This is a genomic window from Alcaligenes sp. DN25, from assembly GCF_023674485.1.
In the GTDB taxonomy this organism is placed as follows: Bacteria; Pseudomonadota; Gammaproteobacteria; order Burkholderiales; family Burkholderiaceae_B; genus Alcaligenes; species Alcaligenes phenolicus.
Window position 1 is genome coordinate 3,594,987 of the sequence record NZ_CP098408.1, and the last position, 16,704, is coordinate 3,611,690.

The window sequence follows — 16,704 nt, forward strand, 5'->3', positions numbered from 1 at the left end:
CCCTCCTTAACCGCGCAGCAACGGAGCGTTGCGCGAACCATAAGACAAAGCGGAAGGTGTGGCGGTCTCGCCAGCCTCGTCCGGACCTTTACGCACCGAGTGCAGCATGACCTTGATGCCAATCACCGCCAAAGTGGTATAGAGCAACAGGAAAATGGTCATACTGATCATCAAGTCCACAAAGGACAGACCAGAGGCCGCATAGTAGGTAGGCAAGACACCTTCAATCGCCCAGGGCTGACGTCCGAACTCGGCCACAAACCAGCCACATTCGATCGCAATCCAAGGCAGGGGAATGCTCCAGACCGCTACTTTAAGCAAGCGCGGGTGACGTTGCAGACGGTCACGCGATGCCAGCACAAAAGCCACGCCAAAGAACAGGATGAAGTACAGCCCCAGCGCCACCATCACACGGAAGCTCCAGAACAGGGGCGCAACCTGTGGCACCGTATCCCAGGCAGCCTGGGCGATGGTCTCGGTATCGGCTTTGGTAATGTCGTCCGTATAACGCTTGAGCAGCAAGGCATAGCCCAGGTCTTTCCAGTTATTGTCAAAGACGCGGCGGGCCTCGATATTGCTGTCATCAGCGCGCACCAGCTGCAGTGCCTCGTAAGCACGCAAGCCATTGGCAATACGAATCTTGGCATGTTCGACCAGTTCATTAATGCCCAGCATGGGGGTACTGACTGAGCGTGTACCGATCAAACCCATCACCCATGGAATTTCCACGGCAAAGCGGTTTTCACGGGCCTCCTGATCAGGCCAGGCCAAGAGATTGAAACTGGCAGGGGCTTCCTCGGTTTCCCACATGGATTCCATGGCTGCGATCTTCATTTGCTGGTGTTCAGTAGTCAGGTAACCACTTTCATCACCCAGCACCACCACGGACAGGGACGCTGCCAAGCCGAAACTGGCCGCTACCGTCATCGAGCGCTTGGCCAGATCGATATGGCGACCACGCAGCAAGTACCAGGCACTGATACCCATCACGAACATGGCACCCAGGACATAGCCGGCACTGACGGTATGAACAACTTTGGCTTGCGCAACGGGATTGAGAATGACCTCGGCAAAATCGGTCATTTCCATACGCATGGTGTGGGGGTTGAAGATGGCACCGACCGGATTCTGCATCCAGCCGTTAGCGACCAGAATCCACAGAGCCGACAGGTTGGTACCGATGGCAACCAGCCAGGTAACAATCAGGTGTCCCAGTTTGGAGAGGCGATCCCAGCCGAAAAAGAACAGGCCGACAAAGGTTGCTTCCAGGAAAAAAGCCATCAAACCTTCAATGGCTAGCGGTGCTCCGAAAATATCGCCTACATAGTGACTGTAATAGGCCCAGTTCATGCCGAACTGAAACTCCATCACAATCCCGGTTGCGACACCCAGGGCAAAGTTAATGCCAAAGAGTACGCCCCAGAACTTGGTCATGCGGCGCCAGATGGCCTTGCCCGTCATGACATAGACGCTTTCCATAATGGCCAGCAAAAAAGACAGGCCCAGCGTCAAGGGAACAAATAAAAAGTGGAACATCGCGGTGGAAGCAAATTGCAACCGCGACAAGGTAACAACATCCAGATCAATCATGACGATCCCCAGTTTGATCAGCTTTGCGAATCTTCCCGGCGAACCCCAGCACTTTCTGAACTTTGCTACCTAAACGCATCAGATTTTGCAGGGTCTCGGGCGGTAAGTGATGAACCTCGTCAAACCAACCACAAGCCAACTCGATCAATTCCAGCATTTCATTAATGCGCTGCTGCCCATATGCCTCTTCGTCATTGACGGGCGCTTCCATTAGGATACTTCGCAATAAGGTCAATGTGGGATCAATCTCGCGCTTACGCTTTTCCTCCACCAAAGTACGGAAAATATCCCATACATCCTTGGGAGATTCAAAGTATTCGCGGCGCTCGCCAATCTTGTGCGTCATGTTGACCAGTCTCCAGGACTGCAACTCGCGCAAGCTCATACTGACATTGGAGCGGGAGATGCCTAGCGTTTCAGCGATCTCGTCGGCGTGGAGGGCTTCGGGGGCAATGAACAGCAGCGCATAGATCTGGCCCACCGTCCGGTTGACCCCCCAGCGCCCGCCCATCTCCCCAAAATGCAGAATAAAACGCTCTGCCTGTGGTCCTAGATTCATGGCTTCCTGAATTTTCAGTAATTACTGAAATTACAAAACAAGACGTATCTTAACCCTAAACTATTCGGCTTGCCACTGGTCCAAGGCCATCTGTCCTTACAATTTGCCTCCTGCAAATCTACATGCCAAGCAGACACTTCACGTTTACAATTTCGCCATGAATACACCGGCACTTTTAGACCCCGCACATATCCTGTCCTCGGCACAACGCACCTTCGCCATTGAAGTTGACGCGTTACAAGCGCTGGGCGGGCGTCTGGACCAAAGTTTTGTAGAAGCCACCAAGCTGCTCGTGCACTGTCAGGGCCGTGTGGTGGTGACCGGCATAGGCAAGTCCGGCCACGTGGCGCGCAAGATCGCGGCTACCTTGGCCTCGACCGGCACTCCCGCTTTTTTCATGCACGCTGCTGAAGCCTTGCACGGCGACCTGGGCATGATTACCAAGCAGGACGTGGTCATTGCCATTTCCTACTCTGGACAGGCCCAGGAACTGGTCACGGTGCTGACTGTGCTGCGCCGCATGGGTGCCAAACTGATTGCGATCACCGGCAATGCCCAGTCCGAACTGGCCCAAAATGCCGACCTGCATCTGGATGCCCATGTAGAGCATGAGGCCTGCCCACTCAACCTGGCTCCCACGGCCAGCACCACGGCCGCCTTGGTATTAGGTGATGCGCTGGCCGTTGCCTGCCTGGAAGCTCGAGGCTTTAGCCGCGAAGACTTCGCCCGCTCCCACCCCGGTGGTGCACTGGGCCGTCAACTACTGACGTTTGTGCGCGACATCATGCGCAGCGGCGAACAACTGCCTATCGTCTCCCCCGAGACCCTGATTCCCGATGCACTGATGGAAATGTCCAGCAAAGGCATGGGCATGACTATTGTCACGGACGCACAAGGCCACCCCGTTGGAATGTTCACCGACGGCGACCTGCGCCGCCTGATCGCTCGTGCCGGCGATATACGCAATCTGCCAGTATCTGAGGGCATGTCGCGCGAACCACGCAGCATTGCCGCCGAAGCCCTGGCCATCGAAGCAGCCGAGCAAATGGATGCCCTGCGTATCAGCCAAATACTGGTATTGGACACAAACGGGCTACTATTGGGAGCTCTGCACATGCACGACCTGTTGGCTGCAAAGGTAATCTGATCATGATGAATACGCCCACCATCCCGCTCCATCCCGCTGAAGCTCAAATTCTGGCCAAGCTGCCCGAGAACGTGCGCACCCAATTACGTCAGTTGCGCATGATGGTGTTTGACGTGGACGGCGTGCTGACCGACGGACGCCTGTGGTACAGCGCGAACGGCGAGGAGTTCAAGAGCTTTCACGCTCTGGACGGCCACGGTTTACGCATGCTGGGCGAAAGCGGCATTCATGTCGCCCTGATTACCGGACGCGAAAGCGGCATCGTATCGCGTCGCGCTGCCGAACTGGGCATTCCTTTTGTTTACCAGGGCGTACGCGACAAAATTGCCATCCTGACCCACCTGGCTCAGGAAAACGGCCTGTCCCTAAGTGAAGTTGGTTATATGGGCGACGATCTGATCGACCTGCCCGCCATGCAGCGCGTCGGTTTTTCCGCCAGCGTGCCTGGTGCCCCCTTCTATATCAGTCAAATTGCCAGCTGGGTAGCCACACAGCCGGCCGGCCACGGCGCAGTGCGCGAATGCTGTGATGCCATCCTGGCCTCCCAGGGTCGCCTTGCGCCCTTTATTACAGGTGGTCCTTTGAAGACCACGGGAGTCATTCAGTAATCATGCGTGACCGTCTACCCACCGTCATTTCCCTGTTGTTGCTGACCTTGCTGGTGCTGGCAACGCTGTGGGCGGTCGATTACACCCAAAGCTCGGTCGCCATTGACCCGCCACGCCGCATTACCCACGAACCCGACTCCTGGGCGCGCGACTTCACCATGATCAGCTCCGACCAGACCGGGATGGCCATCAGCCGCCTGGATGGCAAGATTGCCTATCACTACCCGGATGACGACTCGCACGACATTACTTCCCCACGCGCGGTCAGCAACAGGGCCGATTCGCCCCTGACCATTGCCACTTCCGATACGGCACACATGAATGCAGGCGGGGACACCATCACCATGAAAGGCAATGCCCATATTCACCGCCAGGCCACACCTGATGACGAGGCGATGGACGTGCGCAGCGAAGTGCTGATCATCCTGCCCGAAGAGGACGTGGTGTACACCAACGAACCGGCCCTGGTCGTCAACGGCCAATCCACCATGCGCGGTACCGGGATGCGTTACGATAATCGCGTTCGCCAATTGAACGTCATGTCGGAATCCGACGTTAAAATCTCCGGCCAACAAACACAAAAAGCGCGTTCTTCCAATAGCTCTAAGGATTCCCCTCCATGACCACGCCTGACAGCGCCCGCCTGGGCCACAAGCCCAAGCTCTCTCTTAGCCTTTTGCGTGGTGCCCTGGCCCTGTGCCTGAGCACTGCCAGCCTGGCTTTGCTGCCTACGGCCCCTGCTCTGGCCCAAGCGGCTGCCTCTGCTGCCGCCGAACCGGACACCTCCGTGCTGTCCGATACCCTGACTTACGACGATATTGCCAAGCAGACCATTTACAAAGGCAACATCATCCTGACCCGTGGCGCCATGACCTTGATGGCTGACCAACTGGCCATCGAGCAGGACGCGGAAGGTTTCCAGCATGGCACCGCAACGGTGACCGAGCGCGCCCGTGTCACTATTCGTCAGGAAGACCCGGCCAAGTTTGAACTGATGGTCGCCGAAGGCGTCCGAGCCATCTACAACGGCAAAACCGAAGAGGTCGAGCTGATTGGCAAGGCAGTCGTCAATCGTTATGTTTGCGGCAAGCTGCAGGACTCTGTCCAGGGCCAGCGCATTATCTACCGCCAAAAAGATGGCACGTACCAGGCCTTTGGTGGTTCGGACTCCGCCACACGTGATGGCCGGGTCCGCTCTGTGGCCCGCCCACGCGCCAATGCCGATGCTGCTCTGGCCGAATGCCAACGCAAGTCCTCCCCCCGCAAATAGCCCGGACCCCCTTGAATCATGGTTGCTTCTAACAACCCGTCTACCCCTACTCGCGCCAGCCACTCGACCAAAGGCAGTCTGATTGCCCAGGGACTGCGCAAGACCTACGGCAAACGTACGGTCGTGCAGGATGTTTCTTTGAATGTGGAAAGCGGCGAAGTGGTGGGCCTGCTAGGCCCGAACGGGGCTGGTAAAACCACCAGCTTCTATATGATTGTGGGCATTGTGCCCGCCGATGCAGGCCGTATTGAAATTGATGGCACGCCCATTACCGCCATGCCCATGCACAAGCGGGCACGGCTGGGCCTGTCCTATCTGCCCCAGGATGCTTCCGTCTTTCGCCGCCTGACGGTCGAAGAAAACATCCGCGCCGTATTGGAGCTGCAGCTGGACGATAACGGCCGCAGCATCAGCAAGAACGACATCAACGAGCGCCTGGAAACCTTGATCAGCGAGCTGCAAATTGCGCACATTCGTCAAAATACCGCCCTATCCCTGTCTGGTGGCGAGCGCCGCCGCGTAGAAATTGCCCGCGCGCTCGCCAGCAACCCCCGTTTCATTCTGCTTGACGAGCCCTTTGCCGGGGTGGACCCGATCGCCGTGATTGAAATCCAGCGCATCGTACAGTTTCTGAAAGGCCGCAATATTGGTGTGCTGATTACCGACCACAACGTGCGCGAAACCCTGGGCATCTGTGACCGCGCCTACATCATCAGCGAAGGCACGGTACTGACCAGCGGGCACCCGTCCGAGATCATCGATAACGAAGCCGTGCGCAAGGTTTACCTGGGCTCGAACTTCCGAATGTAAGCCGACTTGTGGCCCTGTAACGGGGCCTGTCGGAGCAAGGGTTTTCCTGCACACCGCAGATTGATCCAGGTCATGTTATCTGACCAACATATAGGTATACTGGAATATCCAAGATCAGTAGTAAGGAGGCTAAACACGAAGATATTCCCCCCTCTGAAACATGTTGTTTGACTACTACGGAGAGCCTATATGAGCCTTAACATCACTGGCCGTAATCTTGACATAACTCCTGCCATTCGCGACTACGTCAAAAGCAAAATTGGTCGAATTGAAAAGCACTTCGACAACGTGGTTGACTCGCAGGTTATGCTTTCCATTGAACGCCTGAAGCACAATGCCGAAGTGACCGTCCGTGTCCCCGGCAAAGATATACACTGCGCCTCTTCAGACGAAAACTTGTATGCCGCCATCGATCTGCTAGCCGACAAGATCGACCGCCAGATTCTGAAATACAAGGAAAAGGCAAACAGCCATGCGCATGAGCCCGCCAAGCGGCTCGAAGTTCCGGCAGCCTGATCACGCCGAACTGTTACAGCAGGCATAGCCGCCTGCCGACAAACCCCGTTCTTTCAGAAGTTCGGGGTTTTGTGTTTCTTGGCACAGTGTCCGCCTGTTGTTAGCCATCCAAAAAATGTTTAGCTAAAAAACATTCCCCCCTATAATGGCCGTCATGAATCTCTTGTCGCGTATTTTGCCTTTGTCCAACGTGGTTCTGGATCTTGCTGTTACCAGCAAGAAGCGCGCTTTTGAACAAGCCGGACTGATTTTCGAGAACCATCACGGCATTGCCCGGACAGCCGTTTTCCATAGCCTGATCGCTCGCGAGCGTCTGGGCTCCACTGCTCTTGGCCACGACGTAGCCGTCCCGCATGGCCGCATCAAGGACTTGAAGGAGCCTTGTGCCGTTTTCATGCGTTTGGCCGAACCGGTGCGTTTTGATGCCAGCGACGGTCGTACCGCCAGCTTGCTGTTCTTTTTGCTGGTTCCCGAAACGGCTACTCAAATTCACCTGGACTTGTTGGCCGAGATCGCCCGTTTGATGGCCGATCAGGACATCCGCCAGGCGCTGGCCCAGGAAACGGACCCTGTTCAAATCCACCAACTCCTGACCCAGACCCCTGATCTCAACGCGGAACATCCCGATGCTGACAGTTCAAGAACTGGTCAATGATAATCATGACAAGCTCGAGGTAAGCTGGGCAGCCGGAAAACAAGCTGCCCAACGCCCCATCCCCGATCTTGGCGCCTCTGCCGCGGATTTGGTCGGCCACCTGAACCTGATCCACCCTGGCCGCATTCAGGTTTTCGGCCCTGAAGAACTCTCTTTTTACAACCGCTTTGACGTCAAACGTCGCCTGCATCATCTGGATGATCTCAGGCAAGGCGGTGTTCCTGCCCTGTTCATTGCCAACGACGCCGTTGCGCCCGACGATCTGATCCAGTTTTGCGAAACCCAAGGGGTGCCGCTGCTCTACACCCCTATCGATGCGGCCCAGCTTATCGATTTGCTGCGCATCTACCTGGGCAAACGTCTGGCCCCCAAAACCACCATGCATGGCGTGTTCATGGATGTGCTGGGTCTGGGCGTGTTAATTACCGGCGAATCTGGTCTGGGTAAAAGTGAACTGGCGCTGGAGCTGATCTCCCGTGGACACGGGCTGGTTGCAGACGATGCGGTTGAGCTGTCCCGCACGGCTCCCAACATGATTGACGGCCAATGCCCGCCTCTGCTGCAGAACCTGCTGGAAGTACGCGGGCTGGGACTGCTGGACATTCGCACCATTTTCGGCGAAACCTCCGTTCGTCGTAGAATGAAGCTTAAACTAATTGTGCACCTGGTTCGTTCCAACCCCGACAGCTTCGAGCGTCTGCCCACGCAGGATCAGACCCAGGAAGTGCTGGGGGTGGACATCAAACGCGTGATGCTTCAAGTGGCCGCAGGCCGGAACTTGGCCGTGCTGGTGGAAGCCGCCGTGCGCAACACCATTCTGGCCTTTCGCGGCATTGATACCATGGGCGACTTCATCGAGCGCCAGGCATTGGCTATCATGAATAGTCGCGACGACTAGGCGCTCAAGGGCCGGTTGGCACTTAACGGCCCTGACAGCTTTGTCCTGTTTCACCTAAACGCTGCCCGCCGGGCGGCGACTCGGAGCCCTTTGCCACGATGCTGAAAGTTGTATTGATTACCGGCATATCCGGTTCGGGAAAATCAGTTGCCTTGCGCTTGCTGGAAGATACCGGCTACCTGTGCATCGACAACCTGCCACCCCGATTTCTGGCCGAATTTGTCGAGCGCTCTGCCGAACAAGGACTGGAGCGGCTGGCCGTTGCCATTGACGTGCGCGGCGCCGGTGATCTGGACATCCTTCCCGGTGTCATCAGCAAACTGAATGAAGAAGGCTACTCCCTGCGTGTCCTGTTCCTGAACGCCAGCGATCACACGCTGATGCAGCGTTACTCGGAATCACGCCGTCGTCATCCGTTGACAGACCGCTTGCGTCAGGATGGCCGCTCGCCTTCCCTGGAAGAATGTATTGCCGTTGAGCGTGAAATGACGGCCCCCTTGCGCGAGCTGGGTCACATTATCGACACTACCGACTTGACCCCTGGCCAATTGCGTGCCTGGATTAGAGATCTGGTGCAAGCCGACCGCGCCAGCGTGGTGCTGACTTTCGAATCCTTTGCCTACAAGCGTGGCGTGCCCGGCGATGCAGATCTGGTGTTCGACGTTCGCTGCCTGCCCAACCCCCACTACGACCCGGAGCTGCGCCCCATGACAGGCCGCGACGAACCAGTAGCCAAATGGCTGGCCCAGTTCGGTTCCGTCGAGACCATGGTAGATGACATCGCCGGCTTTGTACGTCGCTGGTTACCTTTGTATATGCAGGACACCCGCAACTACCTGACGGTCGCCATTGGTTGCACCGGCGGCCAGCACCGTTCTGTGTACGTTACCGAACAACTGGCGCTGCGCTTTGCCGATTACGCCCCCTTGCTGGTGCGCCATCGCAATCAACCGCCCATTAATCCCGTCCCATGAGCCCAACTGTACGCAAACTAGGCGCCATCCTGAGCATCCTGGCCTTATTGGCCGGATGCGCATCCAGCCCCAAACGCGCCAAGCCCAAAGCCAAATCAGGGGCCACCGTTTCAGCGCCCCGAGGCGGGGGCTACTACAAGGACGATGGCCCCGACGCCCGCATCCCCGCCAATCTTCAAGCCACCCCCGACGCAGTTCCCCGAATAGAACCCATCGCCCGCAGCAATACCCGCCCCTATACCGTGCTCGGCAAAAGCTTTGTTCCCCACACTTCACACAAAGCCTTTACCCAGACCGGCACCGCCTCCTGGTACGGACGCAAGTTTCACGGCAAGAAAACAGCCAATGGCGAAACCTACGATATGTACGCCATGACGGCGGCACATCCCACCTTGCCTATTCCCAGCTATGCTCGCGTGACCCGGCCCAAAACAGGCAAATCCGTCATTGTGCGCATTAACGATCGTGGACCATTTCATAGCTCACGCATCATCGACTTGTCCTACGTTGCCGCCGCCAAGCTGGACTTGATTGCACCCGGCAGCGGCACCGTGATAGTTGAATCCATCACACAGGAAGAAATACGCAGTGGCAGTTTTGGCCGGGGCGACATTGAACTTGCCGAGGCTCCGGCTCCCAAGCCGACTCCCGCCGCTCCGGCTCCCAAATCCAGCCTGGTGATTACCGAAAAACTGGAGCCCACGCCGGACGCCCTGGCCGCCTTGTCTGAGCAAGACATAGAGATAGAGCTGGACGATTCGCCTAGCTGGAGCAGCGACGCCAGCGATCAGCAGTTGATTGTGCAGTCCTCGCCCGCCGCCACCAGCAAGCCGCAGGCCCCGTCCGGCCAGAGCCGGGTCTACCTGCAATTTGGCGCTTTTTCTGCCCGTGAAAATGCGGCTGCCCTGGCACAGCAGTTGAATCGCCAGATTGCGCAGATAGAGTATCGCGATGCCCAAGTACAGATGCACAACGATCTGTACCGGGTACAAATTGGCCCGTATCAGAATCGGACCGAAGCAATTAACGCGGCTTACCGTATCCAGCAGCAAACTGGCTTGAGCCCTTCGGTTGCCGTTCGCTAAACCCAGGCGCCCTAGTCCTTGGGCGAGTTCGCCAGACCCCAGGCATACAGAACATCGCGAGAAATTCCGGTCGCCTGGCTGGCAATCCGGGCTGCATCACGCAGCGAGACCTGCTCCAGCAAGGCTTTCATCCAGCGCGCTGTCGTGGCATCCAGCGCCGGCGCATCCTCGTCCACTTCGCGCACAGCGTCATGCAGAATCAGGACAAATTCACCCTGCTCGCGGTGGCTGTCTTCATCCAGCCAGGCCAAGGCCTGCCCCAAAGGTACGGTATGAATCTGCTCGAAACGCTTGCTCAACTCACGTGCAAAAGTCAGTTCGCGCTCCGGGCCACACACCTCTTCCATATCGCGCAAGGCCGCACGCAAACGGTGAGGAGACTCAAACATCAATACCGGCATACCCAGGCTGGACCAATGCTGCAGCCACTTACGGCGCGCCACAGTTTTGGGCGGCATGAAACCGGCAAAAGCAAAAGCGGGGTTCTCGTCACTGGTTGCACCACTACCCATCAGGGCGGTAATGACTGCCGAGGCACCGGGCAAAGGAATCACCTGAAAGCCCGCCTCCCGCACTGAACGTACGACACGAGCACCGGGGTCACTGACAGCAGGTGCACCCGCATCCGATACCAAGGCCACTCGCTGTCCCTGCTCCAGACGCTCGATAATTGCCTGAGCGGCTTGGGCCTCGTTATGGCGATGCGCCGCCATCAAAGGCGTTTGTATGCCCCAAGCCTGCAGAAAAGGGCGGGTTGCCCGCGTATCCTCTGCCGCAATAATGTCGCACAGTTCCAGCGCCTGCCAGCCGCGCAGGCTAAGGTCTCCCATATTGCCAATGGGCGTGGCCACCACATACAGGCAAGACTGTGGCCAGACCTGGCCTTGCACCTTGTCCATCATGTTTTGCCAGACGCCGGCATTCCCTGTTCGGTTTTCGGTATCGCTCATGCTTGATCCTGCTTATTGATCATCGTGTATCCCTATGAATCCCTTTGAATACGCTCGCCAGGCTCAAAACCGGCAACTGCGGCGCAAACAACGTAGTCGTCCTGCAGCCAGAAAGGACAGGCCACGGCGCTCTCCCAGCCAGCAATGCGGCGACCAGGCTGAACAGCGCGCCTGCGATCATGTCACCGCGCAGGGTGCCCGTATTCTGGCCCGTCAACTGGGTACTCGCTTTGGGGAGATTGACCTGGTTCTGTGGCATCAAGATTATCTTGTCTTTCTGGAAGTGCGCCAGCGCAATCACAAGGGCTACGGCGGGGCGCTTGCCAGTGTAAACCGGGACAAGCAACGGCGCTTGATCCTGACAGCCCAACAATGGCTGCCGACGCTATGCCAGCGCCATTTCCAGGGCAGGCTGCCCGCCTGCCGATTTGACGTTATCGCCATTGAAGACGACACCCTGATCTGGATCCAGAACGCCTTCGAGCAGCGCTGAAAAATAAAAAGCAGCAAAGCTACCCTGGGAATTTTCAGACAAGAACGCTGTCCTATACAAAAATCTCAACCGCCGCGCCGTATTTCGGCCCTGTTACAGCATCTGGTTTCAATACCGTGGCGTTTTTTTCAACATGACACGATCTGCCTGCCCCACGGGGAAATTCTCCGTGCGATAATGCGCGCTATGGACCTTATCGCCTTAATGACTTCGCATTTCGACGATTCCGTCGATACTCTCAAAGCCAGCACACGCGAACTGGCCGAACCTTTGGCCGCCGCTGTCGAGCTGTTGTTTGCCACCCTGGCCAACGACGGCAAGATTCTGGCCTGCGGAAACGGCGGATCAGCAGCCGACGCTCAGCACTTTATTGCTGAGCTGGTGGGCCGCTTTGAGCGCGACCGTTTGCCCCTGGCTGGCATTGCCTTGAATACCGACACCTCCATCATGACGGCGGTGGGTAATGACTATGGCTTTGACAGCATCTTTGAACGCCAGGTCAGTGCCTTGGGCCAGACTGGCGATATTCTGGTGGCCATCTCCACCAGCGGCAATTCGCCAAACGTGATCCGCGCCATCGAAGCGGCTCGCGAGCGCGATATGGTCATTATTGCCCTGACCGGCAAGGGCGGCGGACAAATCGCCGACCTGCTCTCGGATACCGACATCCATCTGTGCGTCCCGCACGATCGAACCATGCGTATTCAGGAAGTACACATTGTTCTGTTGCACGCCATGTGCGATGGCATTGATGCGCTGCTGCTCGGAGATCCACTATGAAACACCGTTTGATTCTGGCCGCCTTGCTGGCCAGCACTACGCTGACCGGTTGCGGTCTGCTGGTAGTTGGCGGCGCTGCAGCCACAACCGCCGTTGTCGCTACCGACCGCCGCACTACGGGCGAGCAGGTCGAGGACAAAACCATTGTCATGAAAGCCGGTGCGGAAACACGTCGCCTGCTGGAAAACAAGGAAGGCCGCATCAATACCACGTCTTACGCCGGGGTTGCCCTGCTGACGGGTGATGTGCCTACCCAGGCCGACAAGGAGGAAGCTGCTCGCCTGGTTTCCAAGGTTGATAAGGTAACTCGCGTGGTCAACGAACTGCGTGTGGGTGAACCTACCCCCTTGAGCGTACGCTCGAACGACTCCTGGATCACCACCCGCGTCAGCACCGCCTTGCTGAACGCCAAAGACGTTCCCAGCCGCACGATCTCCACCACCACCGAGCGTGGCGTGGTCTATCTGCTGGGCCGCGTTACCCGTGAAGAAGGCGAACGCGCAGCGATTGCTGCCTCCAGCGTCCCTGGCGTGAACAAGGTGGCCAAGCTCTTTGAATACGTCAGCGCCGAAAGCCTGGCACAGCCTTTGAGCACCAATAATCAGCCAAGCAATAGTTCTGGCACAGCGGCCCCTGCAACTGAGCCTGCGCCCGCCTCCTCTGTAGAAGTTATGCCCGTCCAATGAAAAAAGTAGTCATCATTGCCCTTGCTGTTGCCATTGCCGTGGGTCTGGGCGTCTGGACCATGTCCGGCAGCACCAAGGCCAGCGCCCCCGATGTCGCCTTTACCGATCTGAATGGCAAGCACTTTGAAACCAAAGACTTGCAAGGCAAGGTCGTCCTGGTGAAATTCTGGGCCACGGACTGCACCACTTGCGTGGCGCAAATGCCTGACAACATTGAGAACTTCAATGCCATGTCCGGCAAAGGGTTTGATATTGTGGCCGTGGCCATGAAGCACGACCCCATCAACTACGTGCGCAACTTCACCCAATCCCGCCAACTGCCGTTCACGGTTGTCCATGACGACAAGGGCGAAATCGCCAAGGCTTTTGGGGACGTCCGTTTGACGCCCACTGCCTTTTTACTCGACAAACAGGGCCACATCATCAAGCGCTACCTGGGTAATTACGACAAGCAGGAATTCATTGCCACCGTCGAAAAAGCCCTGGCCAGCAGCTAAAAGCCTGTTTCTGCCCCCAGCCACATAACCCCGGGTACCAGCAGTGGACCCGGGTTTTCTTCAAGTGAGCGCATCAATGAGCACCACAGATTCGCAGAATTACTCCTCGACCGTCAAAGCAGAAGTTTTGTCCGAGGCCCTGCCCTATATTCGCCGTTTCCACGGCAAGACCGTCGTCATCAAATACGGTGGCAACGCCATGACTGAAGAAGCGTTGCAGCGCAGCTTTGCCCATGACGTCGTCTTGCTCAAGCTGGTTGGCCTGAACCCCGTTGTGGTGCACGGTGGCGGCCCCCAGATCAATGACGCGCTCAAGCGAGTGGGCAAAGAAGGCACCTTTATTCAGGGCATGCGTGTCACCGATGCAGAAACCATGGAAGTGGTGGAGTGGGTGCTGGGCGGGCAGGTGCAGCAAGACATCGTGATGATGATTAATGAAGCCGGTGGCAAGGCAGTGGGCCTGACCGGTAAAGACGGTGGCATGATTCGCGTCACCAAGAAAATGCTGCCGGATGCCGAGCATCCTGGCGAGCTGCTGGATATTGGTTTTGTGGGTGATATTGAAAGCATCCAGCCTGAAGTGGTCAAAGCCCTGCAGGACGATCAGTTCATCCCCGTGATCTCCTCAATTGGATACGGTGAAGACGGTCAGGCCTACAACATCAATGCCGACGTGGTTGCCGGCAAGATGGCCGAAGTGCTTAGCGCTGAAAAACTGGTCATGCTGACCAACACTCCCGGTGTGCTGGACAAGGCAGGTCAACTGTTGCGTCGCCTGTCAGCTCAGACCATCGACGAACTGTTCGCTGATGGCACCATCTCCGGCGGTATGCTGCCCAAGATCTCTTCGGCCCTAGATGCAGCGCGCAATGGCGTCAACTCCGTACATGTCATTGATGGCCGTGTCCCTCACTGCCTGTTGCTGGAAATCCTGACTGACCGTGGTGTGGGCACCATGATCAGCTCGCACTAATCCGTGCGCGCTCCTATCCGTGCCCATGCCTGGGCACGGCCTTTGTCAGCCTGTCAGCCAGATGAAACCATCTGGCTGTTTGATCTGGATAACACCCTGCACAATGCCTCCAAAGGCATTTTCCAGGCGATTGATGGACGCATGCGCATCGGCGTGGCGCAAACGCTGGGCGTGGATATGGACGAGGCCGACCGGCTGCGTCTGGAATACTGGAAACGTTACGGCGCCACCATGATCGGCCTGCAACGCCACCATGGAGCAGACCCGGCGACATTCCTGAGACACGCTCACGACTTTGACGTGCCTTCCCTGATCAGCGCCGAACCAGGCCTGGCCTACCAATTGCGCCGTCTGCCTGGCTACAAACTGCTGCTGACCAATGCACCGCTGGAGTACGCACAGCGCGTCTTGAAAGCCCTGAATCTGCTGCCTGTCTTTGACGGGCTATGGGCCATCGAGCATATGCAGCTGCAAGGCCGTTATCGCCCCAAGCCCTCTCAGGCATTGATGAAGCAGGCTCTGGCCGTGCTGAAATCTCAGGCCCGCGACATTGTTCTGGTCGAAGACACCCTGCGCAATTTGAAAAGTGCCCGCCAGTTAGGGATGCAAACCATCCATATCTATAACGCAGGCACCCCGTTCAGCGCTCTGTATCATGGACGCAGCCCGTATGTTGACCATCGCATCAACCGCATCGCACAACTGGTCAAGAACTGGCCACGTCCCTAGGCCTGCTTAGAACGCCAGCTGGCGCTCCCCTTGCTGAATGGTGACCCACTTCAATTCGGTCATGTCCGCAATCGAATAACGGCCATTTTCCTTGCCGTAGCCACTGTCCTTGAAGCCACCGAAAGGCGCGTTCGGATCATCATCAAAGGAGTTGTCGTTGATGTGAACCGAACCTGCCTCGATACGCTCGGCAAAATCCATGGCCTTTTGCAGATCGTTGGTTAGAATGGCAGAGGATAAGCCGTAGGAAGTGTCATTAGCCATTTCCAGGGCGTGCTCGTAGTCACGTGCCTTATAGATGGCAGCCACAGGTCCAAAAGTCTCCTCGTGGTACAGATGCATGTCCGGGGTTACATCACACAAGGCCGTAGGCTGAATCACATTGCCTTCGCGGCCGCCACCTGCCAGCAAGGTGGCCCCCTTGGAGACGGCATCCTGAATGTGGGCCTGCACAAAATCAGCCTGTTCGGAACTGATCAGCGGACCAACCGCGGTTTGTGGCAAAGCAGGATCACCAGTAGGAATACGAGCCACTTGCTTGGCAAAGGCTTCGCAGAACGCATCGTAAATGCCCTGCTCCACAATGATGCGCGAGTTGGCCATGCACACTTGGCCCTGATTGAAATAGATGCCGAAAGCGGCGGAGCGCACAGCGTAATCCAGCGTGGCATCATCCAGCACCACGACCGGGCTTTTACCACCCAACTCCAGCACAATGCGCTTTTGATGGCGACCAGCCAGATCCGCCAGGATACGACCCACTCGAGCCGAGCCCGTGAAAGTCACCAGTTTGACGCGCGGATCAGAGAACAAGGTATCGCCCAGAGCTTCGTCGGTGGTCAGCAGAACGGTCAACACACCGGGAGGCAGACCGGCTTCTTCCAGAATCTCGGCAAACATCAAGGCAGCCATAGGCGTATGCGGCGAAGGCTTCAGGATGAAACTGTTACCCGCCGCCAGTGCCGGGGCCAACTTCTTGCCATTGAGCAGCAAAGGTGCATTGAAAGGCCCGATCCCAGCCACCACGCCCAAAGGACGACGAATGCTCATGGAAATACGCCCTGGCAGGTCCGACGGCATGGTTTCACCCCGAATATCGCGGGTCTGACCGGCGGCAATACGGAAGGTGCTGACGATGTAATCGCACTCGAACATGGCCTTGCCAAAGACGTTACCGCCCTCTTCAACCAGCACACGCACGATGTCGTCGCGACGGCGTTCCACAATGTCAGCCGCACGGCACAAAATCGCTTCACGCTCACGGGCCAGCATCTTGCCCCAGATGCGCTGTGCACGTTCTGCACTGGCTAGCGCTTCTTCAATGTCCTGTTTGGTCGCCAGAAAAACGCGAGCCAGCGGTTTGCCCGTATAGGGATTGACCAGGTCCTTATGCAACTGACCTTCTGATTTCCAGGCCTGTCCGTTGATGTAGGGGTAGACCTGCTTTAGCTGCTCTGTCATGACTGCTCCTTTCCTGTGTTGTC

The 16,704-nt window shown here is 57.2% G+C and carries 20 protein-coding genes; 16 read left to right on the top strand and 4 right to left on the bottom strand.

Annotated elements, in window-relative coordinates; genetic code table 11:
• Positions 1-6: 6 nt before the first annotated feature.
• Together NBV64_RS16625 and NBV64_RS16630 are read right to left on the bottom strand one after the other, a co-directional pair.
• Complete coding sequence (locus NBV64_RS16625) at positions 7-1,590, bottom strand: cytochrome ubiquinol oxidase subunit I (RefSeq protein WP_250756172.1); 1,584 nt, start codon at positions 1,588-1,590, stop codon at positions 7-9.
• Complete coding sequence (locus NBV64_RS16630) at positions 1,583-2,149, bottom strand: GbsR/MarR family transcriptional regulator (RefSeq protein WP_026483763.1); 567 nt, start codon at positions 2,147-2,149, stop codon at positions 1,583-1,585. Before NBV64_RS16630 ends, NBV64_RS16625 begins: the two co-directional genes overlap by 8 nt.
• 157 nt (positions 2,150-2,306) lie before the next feature.
• Between NBV64_RS16630 and NBV64_RS16635 the strand changes: the two genes are divergently transcribed.
• From NBV64_RS16635 to NBV64_RS16680, 10 genes are all read left to right on the top strand, one after another.
• Positions 2,307-3,296 (top strand): KpsF/GutQ family sugar-phosphate isomerase, encoded by a 990-nt coding sequence (locus NBV64_RS16635; RefSeq protein WP_250756173.1) that lies wholly within the window; start codon positions 2,307-2,309, stop codon positions 3,294-3,296.
• 2 nt (positions 3,297-3,298) lie between these two features.
• A complete protein-coding gene (locus tag NBV64_RS16640; protein ID WP_250756174.1) occupies positions 3,299-3,904 on the top strand; it encodes a KdsC family phosphatase in 606 nt (201 codons plus the stop codon).
• 2 nt (positions 3,905-3,906) lie between these two features.
• On the top strand, positions 3,907-4,527 hold the full coding sequence (gene lptC, locus NBV64_RS16645) for an LPS export ABC transporter periplasmic protein LptC (RefSeq protein WP_009458655.1): 621 nt from the start codon (positions 3,907-3,909) through the stop codon (positions 4,525-4,527).
• Positions 4,524-5,174, top strand: a complete 651-nt coding sequence (gene lptA, locus NBV64_RS16650; protein ID WP_021447173.1) for a lipopolysaccharide transport periplasmic protein LptA — start codon at positions 4,524-4,526, stop codon at positions 5,172-5,174. Before lptC ends, lptA begins: the two co-directional genes overlap by 4 nt.
• An 18-nt stretch (positions 5,175-5,192) precedes the next feature.
• A complete protein-coding gene (lptB, locus tag NBV64_RS16655) occupies positions 5,193-5,984 on the top strand; it encodes an LPS export ABC transporter ATP-binding protein (RefSeq protein ID WP_009458653.1) in 792 nt (263 codons plus the stop codon).
• A 189-nt stretch (positions 5,985-6,173) separates the two neighbouring features.
• The gene (hpf, locus tag NBV64_RS16660; RefSeq protein WP_009458652.1) at positions 6,174-6,500 is read left to right on the top strand and encodes a ribosome hibernation-promoting factor, HPF/YfiA family; all 327 of its coding nucleotides are present in this window, start codon (positions 6,174-6,176) and stop codon (positions 6,498-6,500) included.
• A gap of 154 nt (positions 6,501-6,654) precedes the next feature.
• On the top strand, positions 6,655-7,155 hold the full coding sequence (locus tag NBV64_RS16665) for a PTS sugar transporter subunit IIA (RefSeq protein WP_051316301.1): 501 nt from the start codon (positions 6,655-6,657) through the stop codon (positions 7,153-7,155).
• Positions 7,127-8,053 (top strand): HPr(Ser) kinase/phosphatase, encoded by a 927-nt coding sequence (hprK, locus tag NBV64_RS16670; protein WP_009458650.1) that lies wholly within the window; start codon positions 7,127-7,129, stop codon positions 8,051-8,053. Before NBV64_RS16665 ends, hprK begins: the two co-directional genes overlap by 29 nt.
• A gap of 98 nt (positions 8,054-8,151) precedes the next feature.
• On the top strand, positions 8,152-9,027 hold the full coding sequence (rapZ, locus tag NBV64_RS16675) for an RNase adapter RapZ (protein ID WP_009458649.1): 876 nt from the start codon (positions 8,152-8,154) through the stop codon (positions 9,025-9,027).
• Positions 9,024-10,112 carry a septal ring lytic transglycosylase RlpA family protein gene (locus NBV64_RS16680; protein WP_009458648.1) on the top strand — a complete coding sequence of 363 codons (1,089 nt, stop codon included), beginning with the start codon at positions 9,024-9,026 and terminating at the stop codon, positions 10,110-10,112. Before rapZ ends, NBV64_RS16680 begins: the two co-directional genes overlap by 4 nt.
• An 11-nt stretch (positions 10,113-10,123) precedes the next feature.
• Here NBV64_RS16680 and rsmI read toward each other — a convergent pair whose 3' ends face one another.
• On the bottom strand, positions 10,124-11,062 hold the full coding sequence (gene rsmI, locus NBV64_RS16685; RefSeq protein ID WP_250756175.1) for a 16S rRNA (cytidine(1402)-2'-O)-methyltransferase: 939 nt from the start codon (positions 11,060-11,062) through the stop codon (positions 10,124-10,126).
• A 34-nt stretch (positions 11,063-11,096) separates the two neighbouring features.
• Here rsmI and NBV64_RS16690 point away from each other — a divergent pair, with 34 nt between their 5' ends.
• The 6 genes from NBV64_RS16690 (at position 11,097) to NBV64_RS16715 (ending at position 15,220) form a co-directional block, all read left to right on the top strand.
• Complete coding sequence (locus tag NBV64_RS16690) at positions 11,097-11,555, top strand: YraN family protein (RefSeq protein WP_009458646.1); 459 nt, start codon at positions 11,097-11,099, stop codon at positions 11,553-11,555.
• Positions 11,556-11,741: 186 nt separating this feature from the next.
• Positions 11,742-12,335 carry a phosphoheptose isomerase gene (locus NBV64_RS16695; RefSeq protein ID WP_009458645.1) on the top strand — a complete coding sequence of 198 codons (594 nt, stop codon included), beginning with the start codon at positions 11,742-11,744 and terminating at the stop codon, positions 12,333-12,335.
• Positions 12,332-13,021, top strand: a complete 690-nt coding sequence (locus tag NBV64_RS16700; RefSeq protein ID WP_009458644.1) for a BON domain-containing protein — start codon at positions 12,332-12,334, stop codon at positions 13,019-13,021. The genes NBV64_RS16695 and NBV64_RS16700 overlap by 4 nt, the downstream gene beginning before the upstream one ends.
• The gene (locus NBV64_RS16705) at positions 13,018-13,518 is read left to right on the top strand and encodes a peroxiredoxin family protein (protein ID WP_021447175.1); all 501 of its coding nucleotides are present in this window, start codon (positions 13,018-13,020) and stop codon (positions 13,516-13,518) included. The genes NBV64_RS16700 and NBV64_RS16705 overlap by 4 nt, the downstream gene beginning before the upstream one ends.
• 76 nt (positions 13,519-13,594) lie before the next feature.
• Entirely contained in the window at positions 13,595-14,491 is an 897-nt protein-coding gene (gene argB / locus NBV64_RS16710) for an acetylglutamate kinase (protein ID WP_009458643.1), read from the top strand.
• A gap of 3 nt (positions 14,492-14,494) precedes the next feature.
• Positions 14,495-15,220: a pyrimidine 5'-nucleotidase gene (locus NBV64_RS16715; RefSeq protein ID WP_035270278.1), complete on the top strand. Its 726-nt coding sequence runs from the start codon at positions 14,495-14,497 to the stop codon at positions 15,218-15,220.
• A gap of 6 nt (positions 15,221-15,226) precedes the next feature.
• Here the strand turns inward: NBV64_RS16715 and NBV64_RS16720 are convergent, their stop codons facing one another.
• Complete coding sequence (locus NBV64_RS16720) at positions 15,227-16,681, bottom strand: aldehyde dehydrogenase family protein (RefSeq protein ID WP_021447176.1); 1,455 nt, start codon at positions 16,679-16,681, stop codon at positions 15,227-15,229.
• Positions 16,682-16,704: the final 23 nt, after the last annotated feature.

Excerpts from the sequence above, each read along its gene's own strand:
- lptB (WP_009458653.1), top strand. The coding sequence starts at position 5,193 with ATGGTTGCTTCTAACAACCCGTCTACCCCTACTCGCGCCAGCCACTCG.
- NBV64_RS16625 (WP_250756172.1), bottom strand. The coding sequence starts at position 1,590 with ATGATTGATCTGGATGTTGTTACCTTGTCGCGGTTGCAATTTGCTTCC.
- rapZ (WP_009458649.1), top strand. The coding sequence starts at position 8,152 with ATGCTGAAAGTTGTATTGATTACCGGCATATCCGGTTCGGGAAAATCA.
- lptA (WP_021447173.1), top strand. The coding sequence starts at position 4,524 with ATGACCACGCCTGACAGCGCCCGCCTGGGCCACAAGCCCAAGCTCTCT.
- NBV64_RS16700 (WP_009458644.1), top strand. The coding sequence starts at position 12,332 with ATGAAACACCGTTTGATTCTGGCCGCCTTGCTGGCCAGCACTACGCTG.
- lptC (WP_009458655.1), top strand. The coding sequence starts at position 3,907 with ATGCGTGACCGTCTACCCACCGTCATTTCCCTGTTGTTGCTGACCTTG.
- NBV64_RS16705 (WP_021447175.1), top strand. The coding sequence starts at position 13,018 with ATGAAAAAAGTAGTCATCATTGCCCTTGCTGTTGCCATTGCCGTGGGT.
- hprK (WP_009458650.1), top strand. The coding sequence starts at position 7,127 with ATGCTGACAGTTCAAGAACTGGTCAATGATAATCATGACAAGCTCGAG.
- NBV64_RS16690 (WP_009458646.1), top strand. The coding sequence starts at position 11,097 with ATGAATCCCTTTGAATACGCTCGCCAGGCTCAAAACCGGCAACTGCGG.
- hpf (WP_009458652.1), top strand. The coding sequence starts at position 6,174 with ATGAGCCTTAACATCACTGGCCGTAATCTTGACATAACTCCTGCCATT.
- NBV64_RS16695 (WP_009458645.1), top strand. The coding sequence starts at position 11,742 with ATGGACCTTATCGCCTTAATGACTTCGCATTTCGACGATTCCGTCGAT.
- NBV64_RS16680 (WP_009458648.1), top strand. The coding sequence starts at position 9,024 with ATGAGCCCAACTGTACGCAAACTAGGCGCCATCCTGAGCATCCTGGCC.
- NBV64_RS16630 (WP_026483763.1), bottom strand. The coding sequence starts at position 2,149 with ATGAATCTAGGACCACAGGCAGAGCGTTTTATTCTGCATTTTGGGGAG.
- NBV64_RS16665 (WP_051316301.1), top strand. The coding sequence starts at position 6,655 with ATGAATCTCTTGTCGCGTATTTTGCCTTTGTCCAACGTGGTTCTGGAT.
- argB (WP_009458643.1), top strand. The coding sequence starts at position 13,595 with ATGAGCACCACAGATTCGCAGAATTACTCCTCGACCGTCAAAGCAGAA.
- NBV64_RS16640 (WP_250756174.1), top strand. The coding sequence starts at position 3,299 with ATGATGAATACGCCCACCATCCCGCTCCATCCCGCTGAAGCTCAAATT.
- rsmI (WP_250756175.1), bottom strand. The coding sequence starts at position 11,062 with ATGAGCGATACCGAAAACCGAACAGGGAATGCCGGCGTCTGGCAAAAC.
- NBV64_RS16635 (WP_250756173.1), top strand. The coding sequence starts at position 2,307 with ATGAATACACCGGCACTTTTAGACCCCGCACATATCCTGTCCTCGGCA.
- NBV64_RS16720 (WP_021447176.1), bottom strand. The coding sequence starts at position 16,681 with ATGACAGAGCAGCTAAAGCAGGTCTACCCCTACATCAACGGACAGGCC.